Here is a 4,894-nt window from a genome sequence, read left to right as displayed (position 1 = left end):
TATATAGACCCTTTTGCACATGGCTTCACGCCAATGTACAAAAGGGTTTGCTCGTTTTTGGACTGTAAAAGATGGGATATTTTTGAAACATGCTATATAACATCAAAAAATATTTGGATTTTAACATTCTTTAAGTTTGATAGGGCAAAATGTGTTTTCAATCTCATTATTTTTGCAATATGAAAAAGGATGCAGCTGTAAATATGATTGATGCNGCAGGCAATGGAACCGCAGGTGCGGGCACAGGTGAACGGGAGTCTTTTCTCGACTCTGTGGCGCGGGCTTATGCCGAGAATTTTTCCGACATGTCGGAATTCTGTTTTGTGTTTCCAAACAAACGGTCGGGGACGTTCTTCCTCAAAAGTCTTTCCAATATGCTCGGAAACAGGGTTCTGCTGGCACCGGAGGTGCTTTCGGTATCGGATTTTGTAGAGAATGTGTCAGGTCGGGGCGTTGCCACGCGCATTGACATGTTGTTCCGCCTGTTCAATATATATAGGGGTAACCGGTCGCTGATTCCCGGCAGTGTGCAGGGTGACGAACTCCTTGAGTTTGACGCCTTCAGAAGCTGGGGCGAGATTCTGCTTTCTGATTTCAGCGAGGTGGACCAGTATAATGTGGATCCGGATGCCATATTCGCCAACGTCAGCGATTACCGTGAGATTGCATCCAACTTTCTGACGCCCGACCAGCTTGAGATACTGGAACGTTATTTCGGTTATACTCCCAATTACAGGGATGTGGAGAGGTTCTGGAAAAATCTTGTTCCTCCCAAAGGTAATTCATCCATCAAGGAGCGATTCATGTATCTGTGGCAGGCGATGGCTCCTCTTTACCATGCTCTTGATGAAAATCTTGCTGCGGAAGGGCTTGCGACACCGGGCGGTGTCTACCGCGTGGCGTTGCGGCGGATACAGGAGAAGGGGAGAGAGCTTTTCGAATATAAGAAAATCGTCTTCGTCGGTTTTAACGCGTTGTCTACAGCCGAAGCCCTTATTTTCGAGGAGATTTCGAAGGCAGGGGGATATCATGACGATGAAAAGGAATCATTTGCCGATTTCTATTGGGATGCAACCGGACCGGTTCTGGAATCGCCCGACAGCGATGCGGCGGCGTTTCTTCGCCTTGACAAACGCAATTTCCCCTCTCCCGGCTGGGCGTTGCCATATCTTGAGCGCAACCGTGTAGAGACGATGCCGTCGGATATGCGGGTGATAGCCTCTCCATCCAATTCGGCTCAGACCAAGATTGCGGCATCGCGGGTGAGAGAGCTTGTAGAGCTTGTGGGCGCCGATGATGTGCGGGATGCCCGCGTGGCGGTGGTGCTCCCCGACAAGAATCTGCTGTTCCCCCTTCTATATGCGCTTCCGGAATCTTTGTCGGAAGTGAATCTTACGATGGGTTATTCTTTGCGTCTCACATCCGTTGCCTCTTTTCTGCATCATCTCCGGCAACTGCATGCCCGCAGTCGTAAGCGTGACGGCGAGACGGCTTATTTTCATGAAGATGTGAGGATGCTTCTTTCTCATCCCTTTGCCCATGCGTTGCTTGGCAGCCGCAATGTTTCGGAACTTAATTCCGATATTCTGAATCATCACCGTCTTGTCGTGACCATGGGAGACATGATGCGGGTCGTAAAAAACGGTTCTGTCTCTGTGCTTGATATGGAGTCGTTCGGCACCGGCACCAAAGCGGGGATAAGATATATTGACAACGTCCTTGCCCATATAGACGCGGCACTTGCCGATGAACCCGGAGGCGTGGTGAAGTCAAGGATCGACCGTTCCCATATCGCGCTTTATCGCGATGCATTGAGGCGGCTTGAGTGGGCTGCCGCCGAACATGGAATAGAGATGGGACTGCAGGGAGTCTTTTATATGGTCGACAAGCTTCTTTCAGGCGAACGGGTCACATTCGAAGGCGAGCCTCTCGAAGGATTGCAGGTCATGGGTCTGCTTGAAACGCGCGCGCTCGATTTCGACCATCTTGTGATTCTTTCGCTTAATGACCGTATTATGCCGAGGAAAGCGCGTAAAGCCACATTTATTCCTGACTCGCTGCGTCATGGCTACGGACTCCCTTATTCCAACTATCAGGAGCGTCTTTTCGCATATTATTTCTATCGGATGATTTCACGTGCGAAATCTGTGACTCTTATATATGATGCGCGAAGCGGAGAGGGGATGCGTTCCGGAGGAGAGTCCCGTTATCTTAGACAGCTGCGCTATCTCTATGCCCGCAACGGAATAAGATATGAGAATTACAGGTTTATGCTCTCTGACACAACTCCGGAACTGCGCCCGGTTGAAAAGACATCGTCGGTTATGGCTGACATAATGGAATTTGCCCGCCCCGGCTCACATCGGAACTTCTCGGCGTCGGCATTGCGCAAATATGGTGAATGTCAGGTGAAATTCTATTATGAGGTAATCGCAAATCTTAAAACAGACACTGATTCCGGCGACTATATAGATCCGATTACACAGGGAAACATCATACATGACACCATGTTATGTCTGTATTTCCCGGAAAAAGACCGTAAACAGTTTCTTGTAAACAGAATTCTCATGACTGCGGAGCGGCTTTCATCAATGCTTGAAGACACCGGGCTCATCCTCCGTCATCTCCGTCGCTCTATAAACAAGGAGCATTTTAAGAAAAAGGGGGAGGAACTTGACGATCCGATAGAGGGAGCCGCTGCTATGGTGGCGCGTCAGCTCGAAGGGCAGATACGTGATATTCTGAGATATGATCTCAGCCTGGCTCCCTTTGAACTTGCCGGAGGAGAGATGACCGGGCTTTATGAATGGGAATTCTCGCCGGGAAGGAAAGTGAACATGAAATATGCTATAGACCGTCTTGACGTGCTGTGCCCCGGAACGACAGCGGAGCGGTGGCGAATTGTCGATTACAAGACCGGCGGAAGTCTTGTGGCTGCGGAGGAGTTTGAGGATATCTTCAACGGAGAGTATTCCGCCAAGAATCTTTTCCAGCTGCTGTTGTATGCAAACCTGTTGAATCTCGACAGAGGGATGGATGAAGATGTGAAGGTGTCGATCTATGAGGTAGGACGCATAGTCTCCGACGGAGAGGTAACACCAAAAATCGGAAAAGAAAAGTTAGACGGTCACAAGCAGGTCAACGCTGAGTTCCTTTCACGTGTCAACGGTATGATAGAGGAGATCTTCGATCCGATGGTTCCCTTTTCTCCCGCCGAGGATGAAAGCCACTGTCGCTTCTGCCATCTCCATGACCTTTGCGGGCGCAACTGATCCCGTAAAAAAATAAGTCAGGACGAGTTAACTCTCTTAGTTATTTGGCGGTGTGGAAAAAAAGAGTTAACTTTGCGGCGCTTTTGAGCAAAAACGTGTGATGGGAAATTTGCAGGCGCCCCGCGCGCCGCTCCCAAAGGCGAAAGAATGCCGGAGCAGACTTATTTTGAGTAACACAATTTAAAAGAAAATGAAGACATTTGATTTGAATGCAGAGCCCCGTCTTGAACTGGGCAAGAAATCGGTGAAGGCTCTCCGCAAGGAGGGTAAGATTCCCGCAGTCATCAACGGCGGCACCATCGTTGAACTTCCTTTCAACGGCACTCTCAAACCGGGTGAGAAACTCGTTGAGATCGATGACAAGCGCGGTATCATCACAACAGACGTCGTAGTTAAGAACGATGATGTTCGTAAGCTCATCTATACTCCCGATATCTTCGAGGTTAACCTCAATGTCAACGGCGAGACTAAGAAAGTTGTGATGAAAGATCTTCAGTTCCAGCCTGTTAAGGATACAGTTCTTCACATCGATTTCCTTGAGGTTTATCCCGACAAGCCCATCGTGATGGAAGTTCCCGTCAAGATCGAGGGTCACGCAGAGGGTGTGAAAGCCGGTGGTAAGCTTGTTATGTCAATGCGTAAGCTTAAGGTTAAAGCAGCTTACACTGAGATACCCGAGCGTCTTGTCATCAATGTTGACCACCTTGGTCTCGGCAAGTCTCTCGCAGTCGGTGATCTCCACTATGAGGGTCTTGAACTGATGAACGCCAAGAACGCCGTTGTCTGCGCTGTCCAGCTCACACGTGCCGCACGTGGTGCCGCAGCCAAAGCAGCAGAGGCTTAATCAGCGCTGTCAGACAAAATTTCAGAGACACCCTTCCCCGCATTGGGAGGGGTGTCTTTTGGTAATAAGAGAATGAAGATATGAAAAGATATTTGATTACATGTCTTGGCAACATAGGTCCGGAATATGCCGGCACACGTCATAACGCCGGTTTCATGCTTGGAGACCATATGGCTGAAGAGGCGGGAGTGTCATTCACTTCCTGCCGTTACGGGGATATGGCGAAGGTGAAGGTCAAGAACTGCGAGCTGATGTTGCTGAAACCCTCCACCTTCATGAACCTGAGCGGGGTTGCCGTGCGTTATTGGATGAACAAGGAGAAACTTCCGCTGGAGAATCTGCTTGTCATCGTCGATGACATAGCGTTGCCTTTCGGAGCGATCCGCATGCGCAAGCAGGGCTCTGACGCCGGGCATAACGGACTCAGAAATATCGCCTCCGAACTCGGCACGCAGAACTATGCGCGTCTGCGATTCGGAGTGGGCAACGATTTTCCGAAAGGTTGTCAGGTCGATTATGTGCTTGGCAAATTCCCGCCGGAAGAGATGGCTGAAATGCCCGCGCTCCTGAAGAAAGCCTCCGAGGCGGTGAAGGCATTCTGCCTCTCGGGAGCAGACTTCGCGATGACACATTTCAATAAATGACAGGTTTGCGGTTTTTATAATTGACAGATTATGGCTGAAGAGAGAGTAGACAAATGGCTTTGGGCGATGCGGGTTTTCAAGACGAGAACCATAGCCACGGAAGCGTGCAAGAAGGGGAGGGTGTCGATAGGCGG

General features: G+C 49.8%; 5 protein-coding genes. All 5 read left to right on the top strand.

What is annotated here, in order from left to right:
- On the top strand, positions 1-183 hold a 183-nt coding region (locus JX312_RS09155; RefSeq protein WP_204457782.1), incomplete at its 5' end, for a hypothetical protein.
- A complete protein-coding gene (locus JX312_RS09150; protein WP_204457781.1) occupies positions 180-3,272 on the top strand; it encodes a PD-(D/E)XK nuclease family protein in 3,093 nt (1,030 codons plus the stop codon). The genes JX312_RS09155 and JX312_RS09150, both read left to right, overlap by 4 nt.
- A gap of 190 nt (positions 3,273-3,462) precedes the next feature.
- Positions 3,463-4,116 carry a 50S ribosomal protein L25 gene (locus JX312_RS09145; RefSeq protein ID WP_123405415.1) on the top strand — a complete coding sequence of 218 codons (654 nt, stop codon included), beginning with the start codon at positions 3,463-3,465 and terminating at the stop codon, positions 4,114-4,116.
- A gap of 80 nt (positions 4,117-4,196) precedes the next feature.
- Positions 4,197-4,760 carry an aminoacyl-tRNA hydrolase gene (gene pth / locus JX312_RS09140; RefSeq protein ID WP_128707789.1) on the top strand — a complete coding sequence of 188 codons (564 nt, stop codon included), beginning with the start codon at positions 4,197-4,199 and terminating at the stop codon, positions 4,758-4,760.
- Between the two features lie 30 nt (positions 4,761-4,790).
- Positions 4,791-4,894, top strand: a 104-nt coding sequence (locus JX312_RS09135) for a S4 domain-containing protein (protein WP_255563912.1), incomplete at its 3' end; no start/stop codon positions are given.

The organism is Barnesiella sp. CU968 (genome assembly GCF_905219685.1).
Taxonomy (GTDB): Bacteria; Bacteroidota; Bacteroidia; order Bacteroidales; family Muribaculaceae; genus Lepagella; species Lepagella muris_A.
This window is presented reverse-complemented; position numbering and strand designations above follow the sequence as displayed.